The sequence below is a fragment of the Cupriavidus sp. C2SS-8b genome (genome assembly GCF_057073745.1).
In genome coordinates, this window is record NZ_CP172717.1 from 434,167 (window position 1) to 457,875 (window position 23,709).

At 65.0% G+C, this 23,709-nt stretch carries 20 protein-coding genes and 1 pseudogene; 15 read left to right on the plus strand and 6 right to left on the minus strand.

Annotated features, from left to right (window positions below; translation table 11 throughout):
- Positions 1–178: 178 nt before the first annotated feature.
- The 4 genes and pseudogenes from ACIGJB_RS18960 to ACIGJB_RS18975 all read left to right on the plus strand — a co-directional run.
- Entirely contained in the window at positions 179–301 is a 123-nt protein-coding gene (locus tag ACIGJB_RS18960; RefSeq protein ID WP_483733845.1) for a hypothetical protein, read from the plus strand.
- Position 302: 1 nt separating this feature from the next.
- Positions 303–1,601 carry an Nramp family divalent metal transporter gene (locus ACIGJB_RS18965; protein WP_483734725.1) on the plus strand — a complete coding sequence of 433 codons (1,299 nt, stop codon included), beginning with the start codon at positions 303–305 and terminating at the stop codon, positions 1,599–1,601.
- A gap of 199 nt (positions 1,602–1,800) precedes the next feature.
- Positions 1,801–2,718 (plus strand): manganese catalase family protein, encoded by a 918-nt coding sequence (locus tag ACIGJB_RS18970; RefSeq protein ID WP_483733846.1) that lies wholly within the window; start codon positions 1,801–1,803, stop codon positions 2,716–2,718.
- Between the two features lie 306 nt (positions 2,719–3,024).
- Positions 3,025–3,396 (plus strand): annotated as a pseudogene (locus tag ACIGJB_RS18975) (DUF3597 domain-containing protein); the annotation flags it as partial.
- A gap of 57 nt (positions 3,397–3,453) precedes the next feature.
- Here the strand turns inward: ACIGJB_RS18975 and ACIGJB_RS18980 are convergent.
- On the minus strand, positions 3,454–4,764 hold the full coding sequence (locus ACIGJB_RS18980; RefSeq protein WP_483733847.1) for an NAD(P)/FAD-dependent oxidoreductase: 1,311 nt from the start codon (positions 4,762–4,764) through the stop codon (positions 3,454–3,456).
- A 27-nt stretch (positions 4,765–4,791) separates the two neighbouring features.
- On the minus strand, positions 4,792–6,219 hold the full coding sequence (locus ACIGJB_RS18985; protein ID WP_483733848.1) for a homospermidine synthase: 1,428 nt from the start codon (positions 6,217–6,219) through the stop codon (positions 4,792–4,794).
- A 208-nt stretch (positions 6,220–6,427) separates the two neighbouring features.
- Here ACIGJB_RS18985 and ACIGJB_RS18990 point away from each other — a divergent pair, with 208 nt between their 5' ends.
- Complete coding sequence (locus ACIGJB_RS18990; RefSeq protein WP_483733849.1) at positions 6,428–6,697, plus strand: hypothetical protein; 270 nt, start codon at positions 6,428–6,430, stop codon at positions 6,695–6,697.
- A 121-nt stretch (positions 6,698–6,818) separates the two neighbouring features.
- Here the strand turns inward: ACIGJB_RS18990 and ACIGJB_RS18995 are convergent, their stop codons facing one another.
- Entirely contained in the window at positions 6,819–7,004 is a 186-nt protein-coding gene (locus tag ACIGJB_RS18995; protein WP_483733850.1) for a hypothetical protein, read from the minus strand.
- A gap of 170 nt (positions 7,005–7,174) precedes the next feature.
- Between ACIGJB_RS18995 and ACIGJB_RS19000 the strand changes: the two genes are divergently transcribed.
- Positions 7,175–7,339, plus strand: coding sequence for a hypothetical protein (locus tag ACIGJB_RS19000; protein ID WP_483733851.1), 165 nt, complete (start codon positions 7,175–7,177; stop codon positions 7,337–7,339).
- Between the two features lie 15 nt (positions 7,340–7,354).
- Here the strand turns inward: ACIGJB_RS19000 and ACIGJB_RS19005 are convergent, their stop codons facing one another.
- The 3 genes from ACIGJB_RS19005 to ACIGJB_RS19015 all read right to left on the minus strand — a co-directional run bounded on the left by ACIGJB_RS19005 (position 7,355) and on the right by ACIGJB_RS19015 (position 10,674).
- Positions 7,355–8,050: a GntR family transcriptional regulator gene (locus ACIGJB_RS19005; RefSeq protein ID WP_483733852.1), complete on the minus strand. Its 696-nt coding sequence runs from the start codon at positions 8,048–8,050 to the stop codon at positions 7,355–7,357.
- Between the two features lie 138 nt (positions 8,051–8,188).
- A complete protein-coding gene (locus ACIGJB_RS19010) occupies positions 8,189–9,811 on the minus strand; it encodes an OpgD/OpgG family glucan biosynthesis protein (protein WP_483733853.1) in 1,623 nt (540 codons plus the stop codon).
- A 107-nt stretch (positions 9,812–9,918) separates the two neighbouring features.
- The gene (locus ACIGJB_RS19015; RefSeq protein WP_483733854.1) at positions 9,919–10,674 is read right to left on the minus strand and encodes a TerC family protein; all 756 of its coding nucleotides are present in this window, start codon (positions 10,672–10,674) and stop codon (positions 9,919–9,921) included.
- A gap of 184 nt (positions 10,675–10,858) precedes the next feature.
- Here ACIGJB_RS19015 and ACIGJB_RS19020 point away from each other — a divergent pair, with 184 nt between their 5' ends.
- The 9 genes from ACIGJB_RS19020 (at position 10,859) to frc (ACIGJB_RS19060) (ending at position 23,542) form a co-directional block, all read left to right on the plus strand.
- Positions 10,859–11,836, plus strand: a complete 978-nt coding sequence (locus ACIGJB_RS19020; RefSeq protein WP_483733855.1) for a 2-dehydropantoate 2-reductase — start codon at positions 10,859–10,861, stop codon at positions 11,834–11,836.
- A 289-nt stretch (positions 11,837–12,125) separates the two neighbouring features.
- Positions 12,126–12,845 (plus strand): GntR family transcriptional regulator, encoded by a 720-nt coding sequence (locus tag ACIGJB_RS19025; protein WP_483733856.1) that lies wholly within the window; start codon positions 12,126–12,128, stop codon positions 12,843–12,845.
- A gap of 369 nt (positions 12,846–13,214) precedes the next feature.
- The gene (gene frc, locus ACIGJB_RS19030; protein ID WP_483733857.1) at positions 13,215–14,447 is read left to right on the plus strand and encodes a formyl-CoA transferase; all 1,233 of its coding nucleotides are present in this window, start codon (positions 13,215–13,217) and stop codon (positions 14,445–14,447) included.
- Between the two features lie 81 nt (positions 14,448–14,528).
- On the plus strand, positions 14,529–15,311 hold the full coding sequence (locus tag ACIGJB_RS19035) for a fumarylacetoacetate hydrolase family protein (protein WP_483733858.1): 783 nt from the start codon (positions 14,529–14,531) through the stop codon (positions 15,309–15,311).
- Between the two features lie 35 nt (positions 15,312–15,346).
- Positions 15,347–16,903 (plus strand): Re/Si-specific NAD(P)(+) transhydrogenase subunit alpha, encoded by a 1,557-nt coding sequence (locus ACIGJB_RS19040; RefSeq protein ID WP_483733859.1) that lies wholly within the window; start codon positions 15,347–15,349, stop codon positions 16,901–16,903.
- 10 nt (positions 16,904–16,913) lie between these two features.
- Positions 16,914–18,311, plus strand: coding sequence for a Re/Si-specific NAD(P)(+) transhydrogenase subunit beta (gene pntB, locus ACIGJB_RS19045; protein WP_483733860.1), 1,398 nt, complete (start codon positions 16,914–16,916; stop codon positions 18,309–18,311).
- Between the two features lie 286 nt (positions 18,312–18,597).
- Positions 18,598–19,935, plus strand: a complete 1,338-nt coding sequence (gene oxlT / locus ACIGJB_RS19050) for an oxalate/formate MFS antiporter (RefSeq protein WP_483733861.1) — start codon at positions 18,598–18,600, stop codon at positions 19,933–19,935.
- A gap of 564 nt (positions 19,936–20,499) precedes the next feature.
- Positions 20,500–22,233 carry an oxalyl-CoA decarboxylase gene (gene oxc, locus ACIGJB_RS19055; protein WP_483733862.1) on the plus strand — a complete coding sequence of 578 codons (1,734 nt, stop codon included), beginning with the start codon at positions 20,500–20,502 and terminating at the stop codon, positions 22,231–22,233.
- Between the two features lie 58 nt (positions 22,234–22,291).
- A complete protein-coding gene (gene frc, locus ACIGJB_RS19060; protein ID WP_483733863.1) occupies positions 22,292–23,542 on the plus strand; it encodes a formyl-CoA transferase in 1,251 nt (416 codons plus the stop codon).
- The last annotated feature ends 167 nt before the right edge of the window (positions 23,543–23,709 follow it).

Here is a 23,709-nt window from a genome sequence, read left to right on the forward strand (position 1 = left end):
GGTCTTCACTCAGGATACACATTCCGCATCGCCGGTACGCCACTCCGGAATGGCCCCATTCCGAACAGAAAAGTGACGCACTGGTATTGAACCCCTTCTTCTGGCGCTGGCACGAGTCGTGCACCTCCATCGTCGTTCTGGATTACTGCGGCGCCGCGTGCGCCGAGGGAGGGGCGCCATGTCGATCTATCCGGCGCACCGGTTCTGGCGCGCCCATCCGTACCGGATGACCGCCGGCATGCTGGTGCTGGGCGGCGGGGCCATGTCGCTTTTCATCCGCCTGTGCGACTTGCTTGGCTGAGATGCCTCCTCCCGAGCATTGCGCTTCAGTCGTCGCAACGGAAAGCGCGGCGAGCGATGGCTGGCGCGGCATGTTGCGCTTCGCGGGACCGGGTTATCTCGTGGCGGTCGGCTACATGGACCCCGGCAACTGGGCGACCGATCTCGCCGGCGGTTCCGCCTACGGCTATCGCCTGCTATGGGTCATCGCCATGTCGAGCTGCATGGCCGTGCTGTTGCAGGTGCTCGCCAGCCGGCTCGGCCTGGTCTGCGGCATGGACCTGGCGCAGGCGTGCCGCCACCACAGTTCGCGACGCTCGGCGCTGGCGCAGTGGGTGTTGTGCGAGATCGCCATCTGCGCGGCCGACCTGGCCGAGGTCATCGGCACCGCCATAGCGCTGAACCTGCTGTTCGGCCTGCCGCTCGCATGGGGCGTCGCGCTGACCGTGTTCGACGTGCTGCTGGTGCTCGTCCTGCAGCAACGCGGCTATCGGCGCCTGGAGGCCTTCGTCATCAGCATGGTGGCACTGGTACTGGCGTGTTTTGTCGCGATGCTGCTGATCGCGCGGCCGGCGTGGCAGGACGTGGCGGCCGGACTGCTGCCCCACGGGCCCACGTTGCGCGATCCTGCCGCGCTCTATATCGGCATCGGGATCATCGGCGCCACGGTCATGCCGCACAACCTCTATCTCCATTCGGCGGCGGTGCGCACGCGTGCGCTCGATGGCAGCACGGCGGACCTGCGCCGGGCGCTGCGCTTCATGGCCATCGACACGGTGGTGGCGCTGTCGCTGGCCTTTGTCATCAACGCCGCCATCCTGGTCACGGCAGCAGGCGTGTTCCATCAGGCGGGGCGTACCGACGTCGCCGAGATCCAGGAGGCGTACCGCCTCCTCAGTCCGCTGACGGGCGCGGCCTGGGCCAGCCTGGTGTTTGGCGTGGCGCTGCTGGCGTCGGGGCAGTGTTCGGCGGTGACCGCTACGCTTGCCGGCCAGGTGGTGATGGAGGGCTTCCTGCAGACCCGCCTGCCGCCCTGGCTGCGACGGCTGGTCACGCGCTGCGTCGCCATCGTGCCGGCGTTCGTGGTGGCGACGCTCTATGCCGAGCGCGGCATGGCGCAGCTGCTGCTGCTGAGCCAGGTGATTCTTTGCCTGCAGCTTCCGTTTGCCGCGATCCCGCTGGTGCGCTACACCAGCAGCCGCGCGCAAATGGGCGAGCACGTGAATCCGCGCTGGCTGATCGGGCTTGCGTGGACGGCCGTGGCCATCATCGTGACGATGAATGCCGCCTTGCTGTGGATGCTGGCGGCGCCCCGGCATTAAGCCGTTCCCCTCGCAAGGAACGGCATGCCATCATGCCGCGCCCTGCAATTCCTACACGCCCGCGCCTCGGCGGCGGCCCGCGCCGGATGGCTCCCGTTGAAATCGCCGTGCGGCGGGCCGTAACTGGCATGGTCAATGCAGCGGCACGGCTGCGCCTGTGCTGGGACAAGGCGCGTCTGGACACACCCTGGAGCTGACCATGTTCATACACAACAAGCGATTGCAATATACCGTGCGCGTGTCGCGTGCAGACCCTGGCCTGGCGAACCTCCTGCTGGAGCAATTCGGTGGCCCGCAAGGAGAACTGGCGGCGGCAACGCGCTATTTCACGCAGGCGTTGAGCGAGGAAGATCCCGGCCGCAAGGACATGCTGCTGGACATCGCCACCGAGGAACTCAGCCACCTGGAAGTGATCGGGTCCCTGATCGCGATGCTGAACCGGGGCGCGAAGGGCCAGCTGGCCGAAGGGTCCGAGCAGGAAGCCGAGCTGTATCGGTCCCTGTCCGGCGCTGGCAACGACAGCCATGTCACGCAGCTTCTGTTCGGCGGCGGCCCGGCGCTCGTGAACTCGGCGGGCGTGCCATGGACCTCGGCCTATATCGATACGATCGGCGAGCCCACCGCCGACCTGCGCTCCAACATCGCCGCGGAAGCGCGTGCCAAGATCATCTACGAGCGCCTGATGAATCTAAGCGACGATCCCAGCGTCAGCGAGGCGCTTGGCTTCCTGATGACGCGCGAGATCGCGCACCAGAAGTCATTCGAACGCGCGCTGTACTCGATCGCGGGCAACTTCCCACCGGGCAAGACTCCGGGCGTCGAGCCGTTTGATTCGGTCTATTACAGGATGTCGCAGGGCACCGAACCGAAGCGCGGGCCGTGGAACGACGACAGGAATTTCGAGTTCGTCGAAGACCCGCCGCCCGCCGTGGATGGCGGAGATGGCTCGGCCACCGTCCGTCTGACGCAGGAGGAGGAGTCGGCTGTCGCGGCGTTTGCCATGCGCGACGCGTCCGACGTCCACAGCGATCCGGTCACGGGCGCCGATCTCGGTGCGGATGGGGCGGAGTCCGAGTCGGACGAACCCGATTCCGGGTCCGAGACCGGGAAGCGCTAGGTCGCGCGAGCCGCCATGTCGGCGCAGGCGTGCTGCGCGCACGCCTGCCGCGGAGGGAACGAAAATTGCACGAAGGCAAGGCTTACACCTGGTATGGAGGCTGAGATGAGCATCTTCAAAGACATCCTGAACAAGCTGCTTCACAGGGGGCAGGCTGCGCAACCGCAGACCACTTCGACCGCGAGCCCGGGCGCGGCGCCCGGCACGACCGCCGGCACTTCGCCTGGCACGTCCACGGGTTCGGCTGGAGGTACGGCCGGGGGTACGGGTACGGCCGGGGGTACGGCATCAGGCACCGCAGGCGCTCAGGCCGCTTCAGGCACGGCGCCGTCCGGTGCGAGCCCATCTGCCGGCGGCGCGGCTTCGTCGGCGGGCGGGACACCGGCATCCTCTGGCGCGGCTGGCCAGCGGCCGTTGTCGCAGGTCGACGTGGAGGCGGTCATGGACCGGGCTGTGAGCGAATCGGGCCAGGCGCTGAACTGGCGCACATCGATCGTCGATACGCTCAAGGCGCTGGGCATCGACAGCAGCCTTGAGCATCGCAAGGCGCTCGCGCATGAACTGAATTACACGGGCGACACCAACGACTCGGCGTCGATGAACACGTGGTTGCACAAGCGGCTGATGCAGGAGCTGGCGGCGAATGGCGGCAAGCTGCCGGCGTCGCTGACGGACTGACCATTCTGCGCGAACGAGAAGGATTGCACCGCCGGTTCTGCAATCCGGTCCGCGCCGTCAGAGCAGGTCGCGAAGTTTGTAGTACCACATGCCTAGCACGAGCGCGGGCGTGCGCAAGGCATCACCGCCCGGAAAGCGGTGATGCCGGATGCGCGTAAATACGTCGAAGCGGGTGGCATCGCCGCTGACGGCTTCCGCAATCAGTTTTCCCGCCATGCCGGCGAACACCACGCCGTGACCGGAGAAGCCTTGCGCATAGTAGAGGCACTTGCCGACGCGCCCCAGGTCCGGTGCGCGGTTCATGGTGATATCGATGAAGCCGCCCCAGGCGTAATCGACCTTCAGCTCCTCGGTCTGAGGGAAGACCCGCACCATGCGCGCCCGGATACGGTCCACCAGGTTGCGGGGCGGACGGGCACTGAAGGTCTCGCCGGCACCGAACAACAGGCGGTGGTCCGCGCTGACGCGGAAGTAATCGACGATGAGGTTGTTGTCCGATGCGGCCGCCATGGCGGGCATCAGCGCAGCGGCACTGGCGCGTTCCATGGGCTCGGTCGCAATCATGTACGTGCCCACGGGCATGATGCGCGCCTGGATTTCCGGTGCCATGTGGTCGCCGAATTCACCAAGGTACACGTTGCCCGCCAGCACCGCCTGCTTGCATTCGATCTCGCCTTCGGCGGTTTTCACGACGGCGTCTTCCCCCGCTTCGAGCCGGTAGGCCGCCGAGTTCTCGAACACCCGGACGCCTTTGCGCACAGCGGCCGCGCCCAGCCCGAGGCAGTACTTCAGCGGATGCAGGTGGCCCGAGTGCGCATCGTAGGCGCCGGCAACAAAGCGGCTGCTGCCGACGTACTGCGGCAGCTGGCCGTTGCCGATCCATTCGAGCGGGTAGCCATAGAGTTCACGGGTATGCCGGACCCATGCCTCCAGGTCGCGCACCTTTCCTTCGCGTGGCGCGAGGGTCAGGTAGCCGTGCACATAGTCGCAGTCGATGCCGAAGTGCGCGATGCGCTGGCGCAGCAGGTCGATGCCCTCGACGGACACGTCCCAGGCCGCTTTGGCGATGTCCTTCTTGCACTGGCGCTCGATCGCCCGCTCCCCCTCGGACCCGAAGCCGACGATCGCCTGGCCGCCGTTGCGCCCTGACGCCCCCCAGCCGATTCGCTGCGCTTCGAGCAGTGCCACGCTGAAGCCCCGCTCGGCGAGCTCGATCGCACAGGACAGTCCCGCATAGCCGCCGCCGACGACGCACACATCGGCCTTGACATGCCCCTGCAGCGGCCGGTTCGGAACGGGGCGCTGCACGCTCGCCTCGTAGTAGGAGTTCTCGATGACGCCCAGTTCCTTATGCAACAAGCCAGACATCCGCTTGTCCTCCTCGGGCCGGGTTCGCTACGTCACGCGAACGTTGATGAACTGCCAGGGATCTTCATCCGCCGGTTCCTGGTACAGCTCGGAGTGCTGGGCCAGCGGTGTCCAGTCGCCGTAGACGCCCACGACTTCGCCGAGATAAGGGCAGGCGATGCGCAGCACGGTCTGGTAATCGAGATCGTCGGGCTCGACCACGCCGGCTTGCGGATTTTCCAGCGCCCAGACCATGCCGCCGAGAATGCCGGCCACGACCTGCAGGCTGGTAGCCGTGTTGTGCGGCGCCAGCTCGCGCGCCTGCGCGATCGACAACCGCGAGCCATACCAGTAGACACCGCGCTCGTTCCCCATCAGCAGGACACCGAGCTCGTCCATGCCGTCGGTGATGTCGTCGCGCAGGATGCGCTGCTTGTCCTGCCTGCGCCAGCCGTGTCCGGCCAGTTCGTCGATCGACAGCAGGGTGTCGTCGCAGGGGCGGTAGGCATAGTGAACGGTCGGCCGGTAGACCACTTCGCCGTTTTCCCGCAGCGTCAGGTGGTCGGCCATCGAGATGGATTCGCCGTGCGTGATCAGGAAGCCGTGGAACGGCCCGCCGAGCGGCGTCCAGCTGCGCACGCGCGTGCTGAAGCCGGGACGGGTCAGGTACACCGCGGCATCGGAACCGAAGCCATGCCGTTGCGCATCGTCGGGCCAGTATCGTTCATGCGTGCCCCAGCCCAGTTCGGCGGGCTGCGTGCCTTCCTCGATAAAGCCATCCACCGACCAGGTGTTGACGAACTCGTTGTCGCCCTTGCGCGCGGTGGAGACCTGCGTGTCGCGCTCGGCGATATGGATGGCTTTGATGCCGAGGCGCCGCGCCAGCGTCGCCCAGTCCTCGAAAGACCGGGGCGGCGCGTAGTGCAGGTCGTTGTCGGCGGCCAGGTTGACGAGCGCCTGCTTCAGCAGCGCGGAGATCAGGCCGGGATTGGCGCCTTGCGTCATGATCGCCGTCGGCCCGTTGCGCTTGTCCAGGCGGAATGCGAACACGCCTTCGCGCAAGGCATAGTTGCTGCGGCGCGATAGCGAGGCATTGGGGTCCACCGAGCCGCCATGCCATGGCTCGATAGAGGTGTCGAGGTAAAGCACGCCGTGTTCCCAGCAATACCGCACCAGGGCTTCGCTGGAAACGTTGACCGACAGGTTCAGCAGGAAATCGCCCTTGCCGGTGTGGCGCTGGAGAATCTCGCGATGGTTCTTCTCGTTCAGTCCTTGTTCGACCACTTGCACGCCATATTCCCGCGCGATCTCGACCGGCGTTCCGGGAGGGCAGAGCACGGTGATCTGCGACGGCTCCACCGCGATATGGCGGAGCAGCAAGGGCAGCAGGGAACTGGCGATGCAGCCGAAGCCGACGATGAGCATGCGCCCGTCAAAGCGGGCATGACTGGTGAAACCGGAAGCAGGCTCGACCATCACATTCCCCAGATGCGCGTCAGCGCCGTGGCCCTCTTCCACGCAATGGTGGTGCCCCATCCCCACGCAAACGCTATGCCAACCGGCCTTGAAGTGCAGTTTGTCTTGAAGCGATGTATCTGGATTTCGGACGATCCGATCGCTATATCAGAGATGAGCGGCCACGGTTCTTATGCGGTCACTGAGGCAGCACCACCTGGAGAGCAGCATGCTTGATCTGGCGACAGAGCTCCGCGATCTGGAGCGCTGCGAAAAGCATATCAACGAGGGGCGCGAGCGCATCCGCCGCCAGATCGCGCTGATGAGGGGACTGCAAGCCGGCACCCTCGAGACGACACTGGCACGCCAGACGCTGGCGGCGCTATGCAGTTCCGTGGCCGCGCAGCGGTGCCATCGCGCGCTGATTCTGCAGGTGCTGAACGACCACCCGCGGCTACGGCTTGGCATGGCTTCGGCCGAGGGATGGATTCCAGGCTAGAACGGACCGGACAGCGCGTGCTTTCAAACGGAAAAGCCGGCGTTGCTCGCCCTTGCGGGCCGCACTTGCCGGCTTCATTTGGCCTCGTTGACGAGACCGGTACTTCCTGGGAGCGCCTGGCTCAACCGTTGGCGTAGCTTACCTTGGCCTTGCGGGCTTGCGTCTGCAGACGGGTCAGCACGGTTTGCACAAAGGCAATGGCGCGCTTCACGTCGTTCGAAATGCCCAGGCCACGGTAGCCCAGTTCGCGCTCGATCAGGTCGCGTTCCAGTTGATCGGTCAGCTTGATATCGGATTGGGTGTTCATGACGTCCTTCCTTACAGGGATTACCCTCATGGGGTTTTCCCTGATTGTAGCAAAGGAATTGTGGCGTTGCAGCATTACGTAAAAGTACGTATGCGAGAAAAGCAACGTGTGATGTGGAAGTTGTCCGGTATGTGGCGTTCGGGCACCGCCGCGGCGTGAGGGCCCGAAAAATGCCGCCGATGGGTTCGCTGGTGGCGTTTTCCGCCTGCATGTACCTGGTCACGAACGTGAGCCAGATGCTGGCGACAAGCCAGGTCGACGTCAATCCGCCCGTGGCGCTGGCCGTGCTGGGTAGCGGCAGCCTGCGCGCCGCCCGTGCCGAAGCGGCGGCCTGAGCGGCGCCGATCCGGTCAGAGCGAGGACGATTGCTCTTCGATCCAGAGTGACAGGCGTACCTTGTACGCCTGCTGGATATGGCGGCGCGTGATCTGCTCGGCGAGCGCGGGGTCGCGCTTTTCCAGGGCTTCGACCAGCGCCAGGTGTTCTTCGTAGGAAACGCGGGCCCGGCCCGGCACCGCGAGCGTGGTGCGGCCGAGCAGCGCCATCGATTCGTGCAGCGAGCGCAGCGTCTTGAGCAGGTAGCGGTTGTGCGCGCAGCGATGCAGGGTTTCGTGGAACAGCCGGTTGTTGGCGGCCAGGCGGTCAGGGTCGTCGGCCATCGACAGGTCGCGCTCGACAATATCGCGCAGCAGCGAGATCTCGACGTCCGTGGCGTGGCGGGCGGCCAGCGCGGCCGCGGTGCCTTCCAGCACTTCGCGCATGACATAGAGCTCGCTGACCATGCTGGCGTCGAGCTGGGTGACCATCATGCCGCGGTTGGGCTCGTTGACGACCAGCCCTTCGGATTCCAGCCGCGACAGCGCTTCGCGAACCGGCGTGCGCGAGAGGCCCAGCGATTCGGCCAGTTCCACCTCGCGCAGGCGCGTACCCGGGGACAGCTGTCCGGCCTGGATGGCCGCACGCAATTGCTGGTAGGCGCGCTCGGAACGCGGCAGCGACGAAGCCTGGCCGGCATCGGCGCCGCCGGAAAAATCGGTGGAGATCATGTGAAGCTGGCTGATGGACCCGTGTAAGCGGTCATCATACCCGCTCGCGGGCCGCTGACATCACTGCGACGCAATAGTGCGCACCGCGGGCGGGGCCTTGCCTGGAGCCATCAACGCGACCTCCGCCGCGAAGCCGTGTCAGGCGCCGTAGCCCGCCGGCGACTGGAACGGGTGGTACTGATAAAGCCAGGTTTCCGACAGCGGCTTGCCGCCGAGCCGCAGGAACAGCCGCAGGTCGACCGGCTCCCTGCCGTCGGCCGCCAGGTCGAACTGCGCACGCCAGTGGCCCGGCACGCCGTTGGGCACGGCTTCCGTGAAGACATAGGAGAACTTGCCGCGCGATGCGCTCAGTACCGCTTCCGGCTTGACGCCGAACGGCAGCTTTTCCAGCGGGGCGCCCTTGAACTCGACCATGAACTTGCGCACGCCCTGCGGGCGCGGCTGCCCGGGCTGGCCGCCGTTGCCCATGCGCGTGGCCACGCAGCGCGCGAGCGGGCTCGGGAACGGTTCGTCGGCGAGCCAGTGCAGGCGGTAGCGCAGACGGTAGGTATTGCCGGCGCGCGCCGGAGCCTTGGGTACCCACATGGCCACGATGTTGTCGTGGATCTCGTCGTCGGTGCGCAGTTCGATCAGCTGCACCGCCCCGGCGCCCCAGCCGTCGCGCGGCTCGACCCACAGGCTGGGCCGGCGTTCGTAGTTGACGCCGTCCTGGTAGTGATCGAACTGGCGGTCCCGCTGCAGCAGGCCGAAGCCGCGCGGGTTGTCGTCGGCGAAGGCCGAAGCCATGGTCCGCGGCGGGTTGTTGAGCGGGCGCCAGATATGCTCGCCGGCGCCGTTCCAGAGCGCCAGGCCGTCGGAATCATGGACTTCGGGGCGCCAGTCGACCGCGGTGCCCTTCATGGTTTCGGAGAACCAGTACATCGAGGTGAGCGGTGCCAGGCCGAGACGCGCCACGTCCTTGCGCAGGAACAGCGCGCATTCCACGTCCATCACCACGGCCTTGCCGCGCTGCATGACGAAGCGGTAGGCGCCGGCGATGCTCGGTCCGTCGAGCAAGGCATAGACCGTCACGGTGTCGCTCTTGCCTTCGGGCGTCTCGAAATAGAAATGGGTGAAGTTCGGGAATTCCTCGGCCTTGCCCGCCTCGGCCACGTCGATGGCGATGCCGCGCGCGGACAGGCCGTACTGGTACAGCTCACCGATCGCCCGGAAATACGACGCGCCCAGGAAGGCAACCCAGTCGTTCTTTTTCCAGTCCCTCGCTTTCTGGTCGCCCACGCGGCTTTCCTGGAAGCGAAACCCGGCAAAGCCGCTGCCGCGCGGCAGCTTGTGCGCGGGGCTGTCGGCGGGCATGTCGAAGTAGCTTTCTTCGTAGACGATCTCGCGCGCATTGCCCTTGCCCTCGCGGCCGCGGTCGATCACATGCATGCGGACCGGCGTGCGGAAGTAGGTGCCCAGGTGGAAGAACGTGACCGGGAACTGGCCGGGGCCGTCGGCGAAGAGCGCGTTCTCGGGACGGAAGCGGATCTTGCCGTGGGCGTCGTAGTCGATCCGGTCGAGCACGTCGGGCGGGGGCGCCGGCGGCGCCGCGTAGGGCTTGCCGGCCAGCGCGCGGGCCTGGTCGATGAGGGCGTCGAAGCTGAACGGGCGCGGCTCGCCCAGCTTGATCCCGCTGGCGGCCAACGCCGACGGAGTGATGCCCAGTGCGGCCAGGGCAGCGGAGGCGGTGGCGGAAACCAGCAGGGTGCGGCGATTCATCATGTGGCGTCAGCGTCCTTTTTTCGTCTTGCGTCAGTGCAGAACTGTAAGAGACGCCCCGGTCCGGCGAAAGTTCGGACACCGACTGTTACAGCGAGAGGGCGGCTCAGTCACTCGCCGGCGCGGACCCTGCGTTGCGCCCGCCGCTTCCGCGAGATCATGTTCAGCCCCTCCACCGCGGCCGAGAACACCATCGCCGTATAGATATAGCCCTTGGGCACATGGGTGCCGAGGCCTTCGGCGATCAGCGTCATGCCGATCATCATCAGGAACGCCAGCGCCAGCATCACGATGGTCGGGTTGCGGTTGATGAAGTTCGCCAGCGGCGTGGCGGCAAACAACATCGCCGTGACGGCCGCAATCACGGCGATGAACATGATCTCGACGTGTTCGGTCATGCCGACGGCGGTGATGATGCTGTCGATCGAGAACACCAGGTCCAGCACCAGGATCTGCCCGATGGCGCTGGCGAAGCTCTGGGTGGCGCTCGCCTTGCCAGTGTCGTCGCCGCCTTCAGGCTCGCCCGCGACGTGATGGTGGATTTCACGCGTGGCCTTCCAGACGAGAAACACGCCGCCGGCGATCAGGATCAGGCCGCGCCAGGAAATGCCGCGTCCCAGCACGGTGAAGAGCGGCTCGGTCAGCGTAACGATCACGGCAATCGTCGCCAGCAGCGCCAGGCGCAGGATCAGGGCCAGGCCAATGCCAACGCGCCGCGCCTTCTCCCGCATGGTTTCCGGCAGCTTGTTGGTGAGGATGGAGATGAAGATCAGGTTGTCGATGCCCAGCACGATCTCCATCGCCACCAGCGTGGCCAGCGCAGCCCAGGCGGCGGGATCCTGCAGCAATGCAAGGGACGATTCCATGTGAACTCCGATCGAGTGTAGGAGGGCCCTTGCCGCTGGCCCGCAAGCGCAGTGTCGTAGACATGGTAGCAAGTGCTTGTGACGACGGAAAACTCGAACATGAAGATTAAGGTTGTCGTCTGCCTTTGTGGAATATAGTATGTGATATATCAATGATACTATCGAGCCATCAAGGAGACAGGCAATGAAAGTGTGCATCTATGGGGCAGGGGCCATCGGTGGCTATGTCGGTGCTCAGCTGGCGCGCGCCGGGGCGGACGTCAGTTTCGTCGCGCGCGGCCCGCACCTGGCCGCCATGCAGTCCAACGGCGTGCGCCTGCTGATCGACGGCGAGGAGCGCGTGGCCAAGGTGAACTGCACCAGCGACCCGCGCGAACTCGGGCCGCAGGATTATGTGTTCATCACCCTCAAGGCGCATTCGGTGCCCGGCGTGGTGGACCTGATCCAGCCGCTGCTGGGCCCGCAGACTGCCATCGTTACGGGCGTCAATGGCATTCCGTACTGGTACTTCTACAAGCATGGCGGCCAGCTGGCCGGCTCGACGCTGGAAAGCGTGGACCCCGGCGGCCGGCAATGGCGCGGTTTCGGACCCGAGCGCGCGATCGGCTGCGTGGTCTATCCCGCCGCTGAAATCATCGAGCCCGGCGTGATCAAGCACGTGTACGGCAAGAAGTTTCCGCTGGGCGAGCCCGACGGCAGCCAGTCCGAGCGCGTGACGCGACTCAGCCAGATGATGATGGCCGCCGACCTGGATGCGCCGGTGCGCGACAACATTCGCGACGAGATCTGGCTCAAGCTGTGGGGCAACCTGTGCTTCAACCCGATCAGCGCGCTGACCCACGCCACGCTCGACGTGATCACCGCCAATCCCGCCACGCGCGCACTGTCGCGCCAGATGATGCTGGAAGCCCAGAGCATTGCCGAGTCCTTTGGCGTGAAGTTCCGCGTCGACGTGGAACGGCGCATCAACGGCGCGGGCGCCGTGGGCGCGCACAAGACGTCGATGCTGCAGGACCTGGAAGCCGGCCGGGCGATGGAAATCGATCCGCTGCTGACGGTGGTGCAGGAGATGGGCCGGCTGGTCGAACATCCCACGCCGATGTGCGACGCCGTTCTCGGCTTGATCAAGCAGCGCGACGAGATGGCGCGACTGGCGGCCTGATCGACCACTGCGCCACGCCGCCCGGCCCATATCCGTATGGTCCGGGCGGGCGCGTTTCGTCATGGCATCGGCGGCAAAAGTCACGTTTTCTTGGCTTCGCCGTCGGGAAGGGATAGCCATTGTGATATACCATATACGACAGACCGGGCACCGCGCGGACGCCGCCATCGAACCCCATCCGGGTTTGATGCGATTCGGGAATGACTCCAGGCGATTTTGCTAAGCTGTGCAGGAATGCGGCGGGCTGCCATTGTGGCTGCCGCGCCACCGGTCTCACACGAGCTTATTCATGTCTGCGCAAAGCCAACCGATTGTCCAGCCGCCAGCACTGGCCCTGTCCGTGCAACCCATCAACGCCGGCGCCAGCCTGCGCGACCAGGCCTACGCCATGTTGCGCCAGGCCATTGCCGACGCGGATATCTATCAGTCGCGCGATGAGATCCGGCTGGACGAGCGCGTACTGAGCGAGGCCATGGGCGTGAGCCGCACGCCGATCCGCGAGGCCATGACGCTGCTCGAGCAGGAGGGCTTCCTGCGCACCGTGCCCCGGCGCGGCATCTACATCATGCGCAAGACCAAGCGCGAGATCGTCGAGATGATCCAGATGTGGGCGGCGCTGGAAAGCATGGCGGCGCGCCTTGCCACGCTGAATGCCACCGATGCCGAGATCGCCCAGTTGCGGCGCATGTTCGACAGCTTCCGCGATTCGACGCCGGCCGAGCATATCGAGGAATACTCGGATGCCAATATCGTGTTCCACCAGGCGATCGTGCAGATGTCGAAGTCGCAGATCATCATGGACACGATCCGCAATATCTTTATCCATGTGCGGGCCATCCGGAAAATGACCATCTCGCAGAGCGACCGGGCCTCGCGCTCGATCGTCGATCACCTGCGCATCATCGAGGCACTGGAAAAGCGCGATACCGAACTGGCCGAGCGGCTGGTTCGACAGCACTCGCTGGACCTGGCTGACTACGTCGAGAAGCACTGCGATTTCCTGGACTGAGCTGCCGACAACACGCAGTGGCCCACCTGCCGGACGGCGGACTTTGTCCGCCGTTCTTGCATTCTGAGTTTCCCTCGCGTCTTGAACTTTGGTATGTGATATATCAGTGTACATGACGCTACATTTTCGGAATGATTGGTCTCGCTCCTCTTCCTGATCGCGGTTTGCGCCCGCCAGCTCAGGCCGGACAAGGGCTTGCGCCGAAGCGCACCGGCCGCGGGTGCCGGTGGTTTTGCTGCATTGCAGCGACGAAAGTTCACTGCTGGGCAGGAAAATTACTTGCCGTCTTCTGATATATCACATACCGTATGTCATCAAGACGGGTCGAAATGACCGGCACAAGTTAAACAAAGCAGAGGAGACATCGCCATGGAAAGAAAAGCACTGGAGGGCATCCGGATCCTGGACATGACGCACGTCCAGGCCGGCCCATCGGCCACGCAGCTGATGGCCTGGATGGGCGCCGACGTGATCAAGGTCGAAATGCCGGGCCGGGGAGACATCACGCGCAGCCAGCTGCGCGACGTGCCGAACGCCGACAGCTTGTACTTCACCATGCTCAACAGCAACAAGCGCAGCCTGACGCTGAACATGAAGACGGCTGAAGGCAAGGCGTTGCTCGAAGACCTGGTCCAGCGCAGCGACGTGCTGATCGAGAATTTCGGTCCCGGCGTGCTGGCGCGCGCGGGCTTCGACTGGGACCACCTGCAGGACCTGAATCCGCGCCTGATCTATGCGTCGATCAAGGGCTTCGGCCCCGGTCCGTATCAAGACTGCAAGGCGTATGAGAACGTGGCGCAATGCATGGGCGGTTCGGCCTCTACCACCGGCGACGCCGCCGGCGTGCCGACGGTCACCGGCGCCCAGATCGGCGATTCGGGCACCGGCGTGCACTGCGTGGTCGGCATCCTGGCCGCGCTGCTGCAGCGCGAGCATTCCGGGCGCGGCCAGCGCGTGGAAGTCGCCATGCAGGATGCCGTGCTGAACCTGTGCCGCGTGAAGCTGCGCGACCAGCAACGGCTCGATGCCGGCCCGCTGCGCGAGTACCCCAACGAACAGTTCGACGATCACGTGCCGCGCGCGGGCAATGCATCGGGCGGTGGCCAGCCGGGCGCCGCGCTGCGCTGCTCGCCGGGCGGCCCCAACGACTACGTCTACGTCATCATCCAGCCGCAGGGCTGGGAGCCGCTGATGCGCCTGTGCGGGCGCGAAGAGCTGATCACCGATCCGGAGTTCGCCTCGCCGGAAGTCCGCCTGAAGAAGCTGGGGCAGTGCTTCGGCATCATCGAGCAGTGGACCTCGAGCCTGACCAAGTTCGAAGTGATGAACGCGCTCAACGAAGTCGATGTGCCGTGCGGCCCGATCCTGTCGATGAAGGACCTGATCGAGGACCAGTCGATGTACGAGCGCGGCTACCTGGTGGAACTGGAGCACCCGACGCGCGGCAAGTATGTGCAGCTCGGCTCGCCGATCGCGCTGTCCGACTCCCCAGTGAAGGTCGAGCGTGCCCCGCTGCTGGGCGAGCACACCGAGGAAATCCTGGAGTGGCTGGGCCGCACGCCGGCCCAGATCGCCGCGATGAAGCTGGCCGGCGCCGTCTGAGCGCCCGACAGTCCCTCTCTCCCTCTGTTTCCCACACCGAGCGGGCATGCCTGACGCGTGCCCGCCGGAGGAGTTCGTGCTGTGCAATCCTGGATTCGTTTCCGCCGTGCAGACGGCAGTGTCGGCCACGGCCGCACCGAAGGTGCCGATAGCGACCGCGTCATTGAATACGATGGCCCCGGTTATGCCGACCCTCAACCCACCGGCGCCATCCACAAGCTTGGCGAGCTGCACCTGTTCGCGCCCTGCGAGCCGGGCAAGGTCGTGGCGCTATGGAACAACTTTCACGCGCTGGCGCGCAAGCTGGAAAAGCCCGTGCCGACGCACCCGCTGTTCCTGATCAAGCCGGGCACTTCGCTGGCCGGCCCCGGCGACGCCGTGGAGCGCCCGCGCAGCTATGACGGCAAGATCGTCTACGAGGGCGAGCTTGGCATCGTGATCGGCAAGAAGGCGCGCAATGTGTCGGTGGCCGAGGCGGCGTCGCACATCTTCGGCTACACCGTGGTCAATGACGTGACCGCGGCGGAGCTGATCGCCGCCGATCCCAATTTCCCGCAGTGGACGCGTGCCAAGGGTTTCGACACCTTCGGCTGCATCGGCCCGGCCATCGTGCCCGGCTTCAACTGGCGCGCCGCCAGCGTGAAGACGCGGCTCGATGGCGTGGAGCGGCAGAACTACCCGCTCTCGGACATGATCTTTTCGCCCGAGGAGCAGGTCAGCCGCATCTCGCAGGACCTGACGTTGATGCCGGGCGATGTGATCGCCGTTGGCACATCACTGGGCGTGGGTTCGATGAAGGACGGCGCGGTGGTCGAGGTGAGCATCGAAGGCATCGGCTCGCTGGTGAATCACGTGCGCGGGTAATTGCCCAACAGCGCCCAACAATCAAAGGGAAAGCCATGCCAATGACAATTGGTGTCCCCCGGGAGGTTCATCCCGGGGAGCGGCGTGTTGCCGCGACGCCCGATTCGGTCAGGGAACTGACCAAGCTCGGTTATGAGGTGGCAGTGGAATCCGGCGCCGGCCAGCAGGCGTCGTTTTCGGACGATGCTTACCGGGCCGCCGGCGCGGCCATCGTGGATGCCGCCAGCCTGTGGGCATCGGTCGATGTCATGATCAAGGTGCGCCCGCCCCAGGTGCATCCGGGCCTGGGCGTGGAAGAAGCGGCACTGCTCAAGAAGCACGCCACGCTGATCAGCTTTGTCTGGCCCGCGCAGCAGATGACGCTGCTCGAACGGCTGTCGCAACGCGGCGCCACGGTGCTCGCGATGGACTGCGTGCCGCGCATCTCGCGCGCGCAGAAGCTGGACGCGCTCAGCTCGATGGCCAATATGGCGGGCTATCGCGCGGTGATCGAAGCCGCGCATGCTTTCGGCCGTCCGTTTGCCGGGCAGATCACGGCAGCGGGCAAGATCCCGCCCGCACGCGTGCTGGTGATCGGCGCGGGCGTGGCGGGCCTCGCTGCGATCGGCGCGGCGCGCAGCCTGGGTGCCGTCGTGCGCGCGTTCGACACGCGGCCGGTGGTGCGCCAGCAGATCGAAAGCCTCGGCGCCGAATTTCTGACGGTGGAAATCGAGGAAGACGGCAACGGCGGCGGCGGCTATGCCAAGGAGATGAGCCCGGCGTTCATCGAGGCCGAGATGAAGCTGTTCGCCGAGCAGGCGCGCGAGGTCGACATCATCATCACCACCGCGCTGATCCCCGGCAAGCCCGCACCGCGCCTGCTCGAAGCCGATACGGTGGCGCTGATGCGTCCCGGCAGCGTGGTGGTGGACCTGGCCGCCGAGCAGGGCGGCAATTGCGTGCTGACCGTGCCCGGCGAGTCGGTGACGCACCAGGGCGTCACCATCGTCGGCTACACCGACCTGCCGAGCCGCATGGCGGCGCAGTCGAGCCAGCTCTACGCCACCAATATCCGGCACCTGCTGACGGAACTGACGCCTGGCAAGGATGGCCAGCTCGTGGTCGACATGGATGACGAGATGATCCGTGGCGCCACCGTGCTGCACCAGGGCGACGTGACGTGGCCGCCGCCACCGCTGAAGACCCTGCCGCCACCGGCGCCAGCGGCCGAAGCACCGGTACAGGCCGAGCCTGCCGAAGCACCCAGTCGGACCGGCTCGACGCTGATTGCGCTGGCGATCGCCGTGATTGCGCTGCTCGGGCTCGGTGCCGTGGCACCGCCGGCTTTCATGGCGCACTTCACGGTGTTCGTGCTGGCGATCTTCGTCGGCTACCAGGTCGTGTGGAACGTGACCGCCGCCCTGCATACGCCCCTGATGAGCGTGACCAACGCGATCAGCGGGATCATCGTGGTCGGCGCGCTGGTGCAACTCGGCAAGCCGACGCTCGCCACCGCCATCATCGCCGGCGCGGCGGTGCTGATCGCCACCATCAACATCGCGGGCGGCTTCCTGGTGACGCAGCGCATGCTGAAGATGTTCCAGCGCGACTGAGGAGACAGACATGCCTTCGGGAATCAGCAATATTGCTTACCTGGGCGCGAGCGCGCTCTTCATCCTCAGCCTGAGCGGGCTGAGCCATCCGGCCACCGCCAGGCGCGGCAACCTGCTCGGCATCGCCGGCATGGCCATCGCCATCCTCACCACGGTGCTGGCAGGCAGCCCTGACGGGGTGCCCATCATCATCGGCGCGATGGTGCTCGGCGCAGGCGCCGGCGCGGTGCTGGCCCGGCGCGTCGAGATGACGCAGATGCCCGAGCTGGTGGCGGTGCTGCACAGCTTCGTCGGACTGGCCGCGGTGCTGGTGGGCTACGCCAACTACCTCGATTCGCATGCGCTCACGGGCGCCGAGAAAGTGATCCACGAAGTGGAGACCTACCTCGGCATCCTGATCGGCGCGGTGACCTTCACGGGCTCGGTGATCGCCTTCCTCAAGCTGCGCGGCACGCTCGGCGGCAAGCCGACGCTGCTGCCGGGCCGCCACCTGCTCAATGCGGTGGCGCTCGCAGCGTGCGTGGTGCTGGGCTACCAGTTCATCAACGCGGGGTCGGCGCAGGACGGGCTGGTGCCGCTGGGCGTGATGACGGTGATCGCGCTGCTGGTGGGCGCGCACCTGGTCGCGGCGATCGGCGGGGCCGACATGCCGGTGGTGGTGTCGATGCTGAACAGCTATTCGGGCTGGGCGGCAGCGGCGACCGGCTTCATGCTCGGCAATGACCTGCTGATCATCACCGGCGCGTTGGTGGGGTCGAGCGGCGCCATCCTCAGCTACATCATGTGCAAGGCCATGAACCGCAAGTTCCTGTCGGTGATCCTGGGCGGGTTCGGCGCGACGCAGGCCAAGGGCACGGCGACGGAGCAGGGCGAAGTGCTGCCGGTCTCCAGCGACGAAGTCAGCGCACTGCTGAAGGACGCGAACGAGGTCATCATCGTTCCCGGCTACGGCATGGCGGTGGCGCAGGCACAGGGCACCATCAGCGAGATCGCAAAGCGGCTCAAGGCGCAGGGTGTCAATGTGCGCTTCGGCATCCATCCCGTGGCCGGCCGTCTTCCGGGGCACATGAACGTGCTGCTGGCGGAGGCGCGCGTGCCCTATGACATCGTGCTCGAAATGGAGGAGATCAACGAGGACTTCGAGCACGCCGATGTCGTCCTGGTGGTCGGCGCCAACGATATCGTTAACCCGGGGGCGCTCGAAGACCCGGCCAGTCCCATCGCCGGCATGCCGGTGCTCGAAGTCTGGAAGGCGCGCACCGTGGTGGTCTCCAAGCGCAGCATGGCCGCCGGCTATGCGGGCGTGGACAACCCCTTGTTTTACAAGGAGAACACGCGGATGTGGTTCGGCGATGCCAAGGGCAGCGTGGACGCGCTGTTGCGCCAGCTCGAGGAGGTTCCGGCCTGATTTCGCGCGCTGACGGCCGCCGTTGATGACGATCGCTTATGTATCAAAGCGCAGTCATGCGGCGGCCTGGCATGAGATTGATGCGAAATCTGCAATATATAAACGATCGTAAATACATACGATAAAAAAGTTTAAGCCTGACGAAATTAAGCATCAGGTAGCATCAATTCCGAGATTTACGTGCCGCAATGTCAGGCGCCGATCCAGTTGTGAACAAGGGCTCCGAAGTTAAGAGACCCTAAGCAGTCCCGACGAGGACGCAGAAAAAGCACCAGGAGACAGGTAGATGGCGCATCAAGAAGCGGTAGTCGCGTCCGGTGAAGGACGTGGCCTGCAGAACCGTTGGTTCCAGCTGGCCGTAGGCGTGGTTTGCATGGGTTTGGTGGCAAACCTGCAGTATGGCTGGACTCTATTTGTGTCACCTATGGACGCCAAGCATCATTGGGGCACGTCCGCAATCCAGGTGGCATTTTCCATTTTCATCGTGACCGAAACCTGGCTGGTGCCGCTGGAAGGCTGGCTGGTGGACAAGTTCGGCCCGCGTCCGGTGGTGGCGGGCGGTGCGCTCTGCGCGGGGCTGGCGTGGGTCATGAATGCATATGCGACGACGCTGCCGGAGTTGTACGCGGCCGCAGTGATCGCGGGCATTGGCGCCGGTGGCGTATATGGCACCTGCGTCGGCAACGCGCTGAAGTGGTTCCCGGACAAGCGAGGCCTGGCTGCAGGCCTGACTGCCGCGGGCTTTGGCGCGGGCGCTGCGATCACGGTGATTCCGATCGCGAACATGATCCATAGCGCGGGATACGAGCAAGCGTTCCTGTTCTTCGGCATCCTGCAGGGCGTTGCGATCTTCGCGCTGGCGCTGCTGCTGGTGAAGCCTAAGGCGCCGAAGGGTGCGGTGGCGGCGAAGGCCGTGCTGACCAACCCGGTGGAATTCACGCCGGGGCAGATGATGAAGACGCCCGTGTTCTGGCTGATCTATATCTGCTTCGTCGCGGTGGCCGCGGGCGGCATCATGGCCACGGCGCAGCTGGGCCCGATCGCCAAGGACTTCGGCTTCGCCTCGATGCCGATCACGATGCTGGGCATGACGCTGCCGCTGCTGACGATGACGCTGTCGATCGACAACCTGTGCAACGGCTTCACGCGTCCGCTGTGCGGCTTCCTGTCGGACCGCTTCGGCCGCGAGAACACGATGTTCGTAATCTTTATCGGCGAGGGCCTGGCGCTGCTCGGGCTCATGCAGTTTGGCCAGAATCCCTATGCGTTCATGTTCTTCGCGGCGCTGACGTTCCTGTTCTGGGGCGAGATCTTCTCGATCTTCCCGGCGCTGTGCGCGGATACGTTCGGCAGCAAGTTCGCGGCGGCTAACGCCGGCACCTTGTACACGGCGAAAGGCACGGCGGCGATGCTTGTGCCGCTGGCTTCCATCCTGTCTGCGCACGGAGGCTGGGACGCGGTCTTCACGGTCGCAGCCGTGGTGACCATCGCAGCAGGCCTGTCGGCAAAGCTGGTGCTGGCGCCGATGCGCAAGCGGTTTATCACGGGCCATTCGGAAGCGCGCATGCCGGTGTCGGACATGCCCTTCCTTGCGAGCGCATCGGCCAGGCGCGGCGGTGATTGATCCGGGCATGACCGTACCTGTCGCGAGGTATTGATGTTTCCAGGAGGCCTGGCGCTTGCGCCAGGCCATCAGGCGCAAGCGCCTCGGAGCAGGGCAGGCATGAGCTGTTGAGGACGGACGTTGGAAGGCTTTTCAGAAGGCCTTAAAGCGTTTGAAAACGTGGTATGTAATATATCTAAACGATGTCATGCGCAATGCAGCCAGCGCGCGAATTAAGAACTGACATCTGTGCGAATGGCGAATGAATGGCACGGATTCAGGAGTTGTGCTGATTTAGGCGTAGATAGAATCAGATTTGCTGCGGTGCACCGACGAAAGTTGATCGCAGAGTAGGAAAATAGCTTGCCGTTCTCTGATATATCACATACCGTATGTCATCAAGACGGTTGAACGGACCGGCGGGTTGAAGCAAGGGGACAGGCCCCACGCAGCAGCAAGACGCGTCCAACGAGGAGACCAGGTATGTCAGAAGGCGAAGCGAAGCGGTACAGGACCACCACCGCGCAAGACACCCTGAAATAAAAGAATTCCAACCCCAGTCAATTTGTATAGAAGGAAGCAACCATGGCAGAAGTCGGAAATGAGCTGCAGCGTCACGCCGCGGAAGAACATCAGGCACAAACCGATGGTTTTCATCTGGTCATCGACGCGCTCAAGCTGAACGGCATCGAAAACATCTACGGCCTGCCCGGCATTCCGGTCACCGATCTGGCGCGTCTGGCGCAGGCCAACGGCATGCGCGTCATCAGCTTCCGCCACGAGCAGAACGCGGGCAACGCCGCAGCGATTGCCGGCTTTATCTCGCAAAAGCCGGGCGTTTGCCTGACCGTGTCGGCGCCTGGCTTCCTGAACGGCCTGACCGCGCTGGCGCACGCCACCACCAACTGCTTCCCGATGATCCTGATCAGCGGCTCGAGCGAGCGCGAGATCGTCGATCTGCAGCAGGGTGACTACGAAGAGATGGACCAGCTGGCCATCGCCCGTCCGCACGCCAAGGCAGCCTTCCGCGTGCTGCACGCCGAAGACATCGGTGTCGGTATCGCCCGCGCCATTCGTGCCGCGGTCTCGGGCCGTCCGGGCGGTGTCTACCTGGACCTGCCGGCCAAGCTGCTGGGCCAGTCGCTGGACGCCGAGAAGGGCAAGAAATCGCTGATCAAGGTCGTGGATCCGGCCCCGCGCCAATTGCCGGCACCGGACTCGGTTGACCGTGCTGTCGCGCTGCTGAAGGGCGCAAAGCGTCCGCTGATCCTGCTGGGCAAGGGCGCCGCCTACGCCCGCGCCGACGAGGATATCCGCGCGCTGGTCGAGAAGACCGGCATTCCGTACCTGCCGATGTCGATGGCCAAGGGCCTGCTGCCTGACACGCACCCGCAATCGGCCTCGGCGGCACGCTCGTATGTACTGGCTGAAGCCGACGTGGTGCTGCTGGTGGGCGCGCGCCTGAACTGGCTGCTGGCGCACGGCAAGGGCAAGACCTGGGGCGGCCCGAAGCAGTTCATCCAGATCGACATCTCGCCGACCGAGATGGACAGCAACGTCGCCATCGCCGCGCCGGTGGTGGGTGATATCGGTTCGTGCGTCTCCGCCATCCTCGGCAAGGTCGGCAATGACTTCGCCAAGCCGCCTGCCGAATGGCTGAATGCCGTGTACGAGCGCAAGGACAAGAACCTGGCGAAGATGGGCGAGATGCTGAACAAGGAAGTCTCGCCGATGAACTTCCACACCGCGCTGCGCGTGCTGAAGGATGTCATCAAGGCCAATCCGAGCATCTCGTTCGTCAATGAAGGCGCCAACACGCTGGACTACGCCCGCGCCGTGATCGACATGTACGAGCCGCGCAAGCGCCTGGACGTCGGCACCTGGGGCGTGATGGGCGTGGGCATGGGCTACGCGGTGGCCGCGGCGGTTGAGACGAAGAAGCCGGTGCTGGCGCTGTGCGGTGACAGCGCGTTCGGTTTCTCGGGCATGGAAGTCGAGACGATCTGCCGCTACAACCTGCCGGTCTGCATCGTCATCTTCAACAACAACGGCATCTACAAGGGCATCGACAAGAACCCGACCGGTGGCGCGGATCCGGCCGTGACGACGTTCGTCCCGGGCGCGCGCTACGACAAGATGATGGAAGCGTTCGGCGGTGTCGGCGCCAACGTCACCACGACGGCGGAACTCGAAGCCGCGGTGAACGAAGCCCTGCGCTCGGGCAAGCCCACGCTGGTCAACGCCGTCATCGACCCGTCGGCCGGCACCGAAAGCGGCCGCCTGACCAACCTGAATCCGCAAAGCTCGGCGAAGAAGTAATCCACCCCCACCCGAATCCACCCGAATTTCATCCTTCTTATCCAATAGGAGAACGAAAATGAGCCTCCCACTGAAAGGTATCAAGATCATCGACTTCACGCACGTCCAGGCCGGTCCCGCCTGCACGCAGCTGCTCGCCTGGTTCGGCGCGGACGTGATCAAGGTGGAGCGTCCCGGTTCGGGCGATGTCACTCGCACGCAGCTGCGCGATATCCCCGATGTCGATGCGCTGTACTTCACCATGCTCAACAGCAACAAGCGTTCGCTCACGCTGGATACGAAGAAGCCCGACGGCAAGAAGATCCTGGAGCAGCTGATCCGCGAATCGGATGTGCTGGTCGAGAACTTCGGCCCGGGCGCGCTCGATCGCATGGGCTTCTCGTGGGAACGCATCAACGAACTGAACCCGAAGATGATCGTGGCGTCGGTCAAGGGCTTCAGCGACGGCCACCACTATGAAGACCTGAAGGTCTACGAGAACGTGGCGCAATGCGCCGGCGGTGCGGCGTCGACCACCGGCTTCTGGGACGGTCCCCCGACCGTGTCGGCCGCCGCGCTGGGCGATTCGAACACCGGCATGCACCTGGCCATCGGCATCCTGACCGCCATCATCGGCCGCCAGCAGTCCGGCAAGGGCCAGAAGGTGGCCGTGTCGATGCAGGACGCCGTGCTGAATCTGTGCCGCGTGAAGCTGCGCGACCAGCAGCGCCTGGACCGCCTGGGCTTCCTGGAAGAGTATCCGCAGTACCCGCATGGCGAGTTCAGCGACGTGGTGCCTCGCGGCGGCAACGCCGGCGGTGGTGGCCAGCCGGGCTGGGTGCTGAAGTGCAAGGGCTGGGAGAACGACCCGAACGCGTATATCTACTTCACCATCCAGGGCCATGCCTGGGAGCCGATCTGCAAGGCGCTGGGCAAGCCGGAATGGATCACCGACCCGAACTACGCCACGGCCAAGGCACGCCAGCCGCATATCTTCGATATCTTCAAGACCATCGAGGACTGGCTCGCGGACAAGACCAAGTACGAAGCGGTGGACATCCTGCGCAAGTACGACATTCCCTGCTCGCCGGTCCTGTCGATGAAGGAAATTGCCGCCGATCCGTCGCTGCGCGCCAGCGGCTCGATCACCGAAGTGGAGCACAAGGAGCGCGGTACCTACCTGACCGTGGGCAGCCCGATCAAGTTCTCGGACCTCAAGCCGGAAATCACGGGTTCACCGCTGCTGGGCGAGCACAGCGAAGAAGTGCTGGCAGGCCTCGGTTACGGCGCGGAAGACATCAAGCGCCTGCGCGAAAGCCAGGTGATCTGAGCCGGTTTGCCCATGCCTGAACGGGACTGAACGCCGGAGTGCCGCGCAAGCGGTCTCCGGCGTTTTTTACTGCAACGCGCAGCTGTGCCAAACTGTGTCGCGGCACGCGAACGCACTACTGTCAACCAACCCATACACCCTGCCGCAATGTCCGGCAAAGAGGGGAT

Coding starts and splice junctions, on each gene's coding strand:
- ACIGJB_RS18990 (WP_483733849.1), top strand. CDS start 6,428: ATGCTTGATCTGGCGACAGAGCTCCGCGATCTGGAGCGCTGCGAAAAG.
- ACIGJB_RS18960 (WP_483733845.1), top strand. CDS start 179: ATGTCGATCTATCCGGCGCACCGGTTCTGGCGCGCCCATCCGTACCGG.
- oxlT (WP_483733861.1), top strand. CDS start 18,598: ATGGCGCATCAAGAAGCGGTAGTCGCGTCCGGTGAAGGACGTGGCCTG.
- frc (WP_483733857.1), top strand. CDS start 13,215: ATGGAAAGAAAAGCACTGGAGGGCATCCGGATCCTGGACATGACGCAC.
- pntB (WP_483733860.1), top strand. CDS start 16,914: ATGCCTTCGGGAATCAGCAATATTGCTTACCTGGGCGCGAGCGCGCTC.
- ACIGJB_RS19000 (WP_483733851.1), top strand. CDS start 7,175: ATGCCGCCGATGGGTTCGCTGGTGGCGTTTTCCGCCTGCATGTACCTG.
- ACIGJB_RS19005 (WP_483733852.1), bottom strand. CDS start 8,050: ATGATCTCCACCGATTTTTCCGGCGGCGCCGATGCCGGCCAGGCTTCG.
- ACIGJB_RS18980 (WP_483733847.1), bottom strand. CDS start 4,764: ATGTCTGGCTTGTTGCATAAGGAACTGGGCGTCATCGAGAACTCCTAC.
- ACIGJB_RS19015 (WP_483733854.1), bottom strand. CDS start 10,674: ATGGAATCGTCCCTTGCATTGCTGCAGGATCCCGCCGCCTGGGCTGCG.
- ACIGJB_RS18985 (WP_483733848.1), bottom strand. CDS start 6,219: ATGGTCGAGCCTGCTTCCGGTTTCACCAGTCATGCCCGCTTTGACGGG.
- ACIGJB_RS19020 (WP_483733855.1), top strand. CDS start 10,859: ATGAAAGTGTGCATCTATGGGGCAGGGGCCATCGGTGGCTATGTCGGT.
- ACIGJB_RS18970 (WP_483733846.1), top strand. CDS start 1,801: ATGTTCATACACAACAAGCGATTGCAATATACCGTGCGCGTGTCGCGT.
- ACIGJB_RS19040 (WP_483733859.1), top strand. CDS start 15,347: ATGCCAATGACAATTGGTGTCCCCCGGGAGGTTCATCCCGGGGAGCGG.
- frc (WP_483733863.1), top strand. CDS start 22,292: ATGAGCCTCCCACTGAAAGGTATCAAGATCATCGACTTCACGCACGTC.
- oxc (WP_483733862.1), top strand. CDS start 20,500: ATGGCAGAAGTCGGAAATGAGCTGCAGCGTCACGCCGCGGAAGAACAT.
- ACIGJB_RS18965 (WP_483734725.1), top strand. CDS start 303: ATGCCTCCTCCCGAGCATTGCGCTTCAGTCGTCGCAACGGAAAGCGCG.
- ACIGJB_RS19010 (WP_483733853.1), bottom strand. CDS start 9,811: ATGATGAATCGCCGCACCCTGCTGGTTTCCGCCACCGCCTCCGCTGCC.
- ACIGJB_RS19025 (WP_483733856.1), top strand. CDS start 12,126: ATGTCTGCGCAAAGCCAACCGATTGTCCAGCCGCCAGCACTGGCCCTG.
- ACIGJB_RS18995 (WP_483733850.1), bottom strand. CDS start 7,004: ATGAACACCCAATCCGATATCAAGCTGACCGATCAACTGGAACGCGAC.